The following is a 3,756-nucleotide window of genomic DNA, read 5'->3' as shown; positions in this document are numbered from 1 at the left end:
CGCACACGCCATCCATGGCGTGTGACGGTCCCGGCCACCCACCCGCCCCATCCTTTCCGGAAATGGTTGGCGCGTCTGGGCAATCAGGAGCCGGAGCATCGGCCTTCTTTGGGTGTGGAAGAGGTGCCGAGCATGGCTCGGCACTACCGGGTGGATTTTGGGCCGCACGGTAAGTGTTGGCGAAGCAGGGCTTGGGCTTGGGCTTGGCTTGAGCTTGCGCACCGTGAACCTGTCGAAGGGCGGGCGTGTGTGGGTTGCCGGGGCCGTGTGTTGCCATGGATGGCAACACCGAGCCTCCATGGACGGATTTACGGCGTGCCCCGGAAACCCACACACGCCTGCCCTGCCAGCCGCAGTACTAGAGCAAAAGCTGCTTGTAGCTGTTGCTGTTGCTGTTGCTGTAGCTGTAGCTCTTGCTTCCAGATCCACGGCCACCGCTCAAGAAGAGCGGTAGCACAGAAGTCTTACTTGACCTTGGCGTAGGTGCCCTTCAGGGCAACGCCGGCCATCAGCGTGCCTGCGTAGCACTCGTAGTTGGTCGCGCTCTTGAACTCGTTCTTCTTGTAGTAGCTCACGATGTCCACCACCGCGTTGGCGTTGCGCGACTTGGCGCCGTCCTGCAGCGCGCGCAGCGCCGACAGGGCCACCCAGCGACAGGCTTCCTCGTCGCTCTTGTTGGCCGCGTTGGTCTTCTTGTTGGTCACGTCCTCGCCGAAGCGCTGCTGGACGTTGACCTTTTCGCCGGCCAGGTAGAAACGCACGCTGCCGTCGATCCCGGCATCGCGGGCGGCCTGCGAGTTCACCAGCTCGCGCAGCGGCTGCTCGACACGGGTATCACGGGCCTGGGCGGTGCTGGCGACGGCGAGCAGCGCGGTGGTGGCAATCAGGGCAAAACGACGCATTCAAACTTCTCCTTGTTGGTGGGCGCAGGGTGGTGCGTGGGAAAACCGGCCCGGATGCGGGCCGGGTACATCAGTCCTGCCAGCGACGGAAGATCAACGACGTGTTGATCCCGCCGAAGGCGAAATTGTTGCCCATGACGTAGTCGGTCTGCAGTGCGCGACCCTCGCCCTGGATGAAATCCAGCGCGCCGCAGCGCGGGTCCACCGCGTGCAGGTTCAAGGTCGGCGCGAACCAGCCCTCGCGCATCATCTCGATCGTCATCCAGGCCTCGAACGCGCCGCAGGCGCCGAGCATGTGGCCCACGTAGCTCTTCAACGAACTGATCGGCATCCCCGGCCCGAACACCTGCGCGGTGGCCTGGGTCTCGGCGATGTCGCCGTGGTCGGTCGCGGTGCCGTGCGCGTTGACGTAGCCGATCTGCGCCGCGTCCAGCCCCGCATCTTCCAACGCCAGGCGCATCGCCTGGGCCATGGTGTCCGCGCTGGGCTGGGTGACGTGCTGGCCATCGCTGTTGGTGCCATAGCCCACCACCTCGGCCAGGATCGTGGCGCCGCGTGCCTGCGCATGCTCCAGCTCTTCCAGGATCAGCGTACCGGCGCCCTCGCCCAGCACCAGACCATCGCGGTTGGCATCGAACGGGCTCGGCGTGGTCTGCGGCGCATCGTTGCGCACGCTGGTGGCAAACAGCGTGTCGAACACCGCCGCCGCCGTGGCATCGAGCTGCTCGGCACCGCCGGTGACCATCACAAGCTGCTTGCCGCTGCGGATCGCCTCGTAGCCGGCACCCACGCCCTGGCTGCCCGAGGTGCAGGCGCTGGAGGTGGTGTAGACGCGCCCGGACAGGCCGAAGAACACCCCGATGTTGACCGGCGAGGTGTGGCTCATCATCTTCAGGTACGTGGTGGCGCTGATGCCCTCGGTGGTGTGCTCGTGGAGCATGCGACCGAACTCGGCGGTGGCTTCGTGGCTGCCCGAGGACGACCCGTAGGCGACGCCGGCCATGCCACTGCGCAGCACCGGGTGGCCGAGCAGGCCGGCAGATTCCAGCGCCAGCTCGGTGGCGCGCACCGACATCACCGCCACCTTGCCCATGCTGCGGGTGGTCTTGCGGTTGTAGTGCGCCGGCAGCTCATAGTCCTGCACCGGCGCGGCCAGGCGGGTGTTGAGGCCGTCGAAGACTTCCCACTCGGGGATGTAACGCACGGCATTGACGCGGGCGTGCAGGCGCTCGCGGATGCTCGGCCAGTCGTGGCCCAGCGGGCTGAGCGCGGCGGCACCGGTGACCACCACGCGACGATCGGTTCTACGCATCAGACCATGCCTCCATTGACCGAGATCACCTGGCGGGTGATGTAGCCGGCCGATTCGGACAGCAGGAAGGACACGGCGTGGGCGACCTCGTCCGGCTGACCCATGCGTCCGGCGGGAATCAGTTTCAGTGCGTGCTCGAGCACTTCCTGGTTGACCATCTCGGTCTCGATCAGGCCCGGCGCCACGCAGTTGACGGTGATCGCACGGCTGGCCAGTTCCAGCGCCAGCGCCTTGGTGGCACCGATGATGCCGGCCTTGGCCGCGCTGTAATTGGTCTGGCCACGGTTGCCGACCAGCCCGGAGACCGAAGACAGGGTGACGATGCGACCCGGCTTGCGCCGCCGCACCATCGGCATCACCAACGGGTGCAGCACGTTGTAGAAGCTGTCCAGGTTGGTGTGCACCACGGCGTCCCAGTCCTCGGCCGACATCGCCGGGAAAGCGCCGTCACGGGCGATGCCGGCATTGCACACCACTCCGTAGTAGGCGCCGTGTGCGTCCACGTCGGCCTCCAGCGCGGTACGTGCGGCATCGCGGTCGGACACGTCGAACATCAGCACGCGCGCCTGCCGGCCCAGCGCCTGGATATCGGCGACCACTGCCTGCGCTTCCTCGATGCGGCTGCGGCAATGCACCACCACGTCGAAGCCGTCGCGCGCGATCCGCAGCGCCACCGCGCGGCCGATGCCCCGGCTGGCGCCGGTCACCAGCACCGTCAGATTCCCTGTCATGCCTCTCCACTCTCCAGATAGGCCATCGCATCGCGTGGTTCAAACACGGAAACGTTGGCGACCGCCAATTCGGTAGCGCCTGCCAGGATCCGGCAGGCGAACATGCCCAGGCCATTTTCGCCCATCAGCTCGCACTGTGCCTCCACCCGCAGGCAGCTGCCCGCGGCGAAGAACGGTTGGTGCGCGGTGTAGCGACGGGTGCCCAGCAGGAAGCCGATCGACGGCTCCCGCCCGGCTTGGCGCGCCTTGCACCCGGCCCAGGCGGCAATCGCCTGGGCCATGTATTCCACGCCGACCCAGGCCGGCACGCCGTCGGCGGTGGTGAACAGGCCGTGGCTGGGCACATCGACCTCCACCACGATCGATTCGGGCTGCCAGTCCAGCAGCCGGTCGATCAGCCGCATGCTGTCGCGGTGCGGCAGCACGTCGTCGATGTTGTGCGGCAACGGCATGCTCATGCGCGTGCCAGTGCCAGCACGGCGTTGCTGCCGCCGAAGGCGAACGAATGACTGATCACGTGCCGCGGCGGCTGCGCGGCCACCGTGCCGGGCGCGACCAGGGCCAGGGCCGGCAGCGCGGCGTCGCCCTGCCCGTCCCACCAGTGGGTGGGCAGCTGCTGGCGCGGGTTGTCGGCCAGGACCATCCAGCACAGCGCCGCCTCGATCGCCCCGGACGCGCCCAGGGTGTGTCCGGTCAGCGGTTTGGTCGAACTGGCCGGCACCGTGGTGCCGAGTACCGCGGCAACCGCCTGGCTTTCCATCGCATCGTTGTGGCCGGTGGCGGTGCCGTGCAGGTTGACGTAATCCACCTG

At 67.4% G+C, this 3,756-nt stretch carries 4 protein-coding genes and 1 pseudogene; all 5 read right to left on the bottom strand.

Translation table 11 applies throughout. The features are described 5' to 3' along the window. Positions 1-464: 464 nt before the first annotated feature. Complete coding sequence (locus tag RTO53_RS12615; protein ID WP_312238115.1) at positions 465-902, bottom strand: excinuclease ATPase subunit; 438 nt, start codon at positions 900-902, stop codon at positions 465-467. Between the two features lie 70 nt (positions 903-972). Then, complete coding sequence (locus RTO53_RS12610) at positions 973-2,214, bottom strand: beta-ketoacyl-ACP synthase (protein WP_312238114.1); 1,242 nt, start codon at positions 2,212-2,214, stop codon at positions 973-975. Beyond that, positions 2,214-2,945 carry a 3-oxoacyl-ACP reductase FabG gene (gene fabG, locus RTO53_RS12605; protein WP_312238113.1) on the bottom strand — a complete coding sequence of 244 codons (732 nt, stop codon included), beginning with the start codon at positions 2,943-2,945 and terminating at the stop codon, positions 2,214-2,216. Before fabG ends, RTO53_RS12610 begins: the two co-directional genes overlap by 1 nt. Beyond that, complete coding sequence (locus tag RTO53_RS12600; protein ID WP_312238112.1) at positions 2,942-3,403, bottom strand: hotdog family protein; 462 nt, start codon at positions 3,401-3,403, stop codon at positions 2,942-2,944. Before RTO53_RS12600 ends, fabG begins: the two co-directional genes overlap by 4 nt. Further along, positions 3,400-3,756 (bottom strand): annotated as a pseudogene (locus RTO53_RS12595) (beta-ketoacyl-[acyl-carrier-protein] synthase II); the annotation flags it as partial. The gene RTO53_RS12600 and the pseudogene RTO53_RS12595, both read right to left, overlap by 4 nt.

This window comes from Stenotrophomonas sp. (assembly GCF_031995405.1).
In the GTDB taxonomy this organism is placed as follows: Bacteria; Pseudomonadota; Gammaproteobacteria; order Xanthomonadales; family Xanthomonadaceae; genus Stenotrophomonas.
Note: the sequence above shows the minus strand (reverse complement) of the source record. Positions and strands in the feature narration are given on the sequence as shown.

Excerpts from the sequence above, each read along its gene's own strand:
- RTO53_RS12600 (WP_312238112.1), bottom strand. The coding sequence starts at position 3,403 with ATGAGCATGCCGTTGCCGCACAACATCGACGACGTGCTGCCGCACCGC.
- RTO53_RS12610 (WP_312238114.1), bottom strand. The coding sequence starts at position 2,214 with ATGCGTAGAACCGATCGTCGCGTGGTGGTCACCGGTGCCGCCGCGCTC.
- fabG (WP_312238113.1), bottom strand. The coding sequence starts at position 2,945 with ATGACAGGGAATCTGACGGTGCTGGTGACCGGCGCCAGCCGGGGCATC.
- RTO53_RS12615 (WP_312238115.1), bottom strand. The coding sequence starts at position 902 with ATGCGTCGTTTTGCCCTGATTGCCACCACCGCGCTGCTCGCCGTCGCC.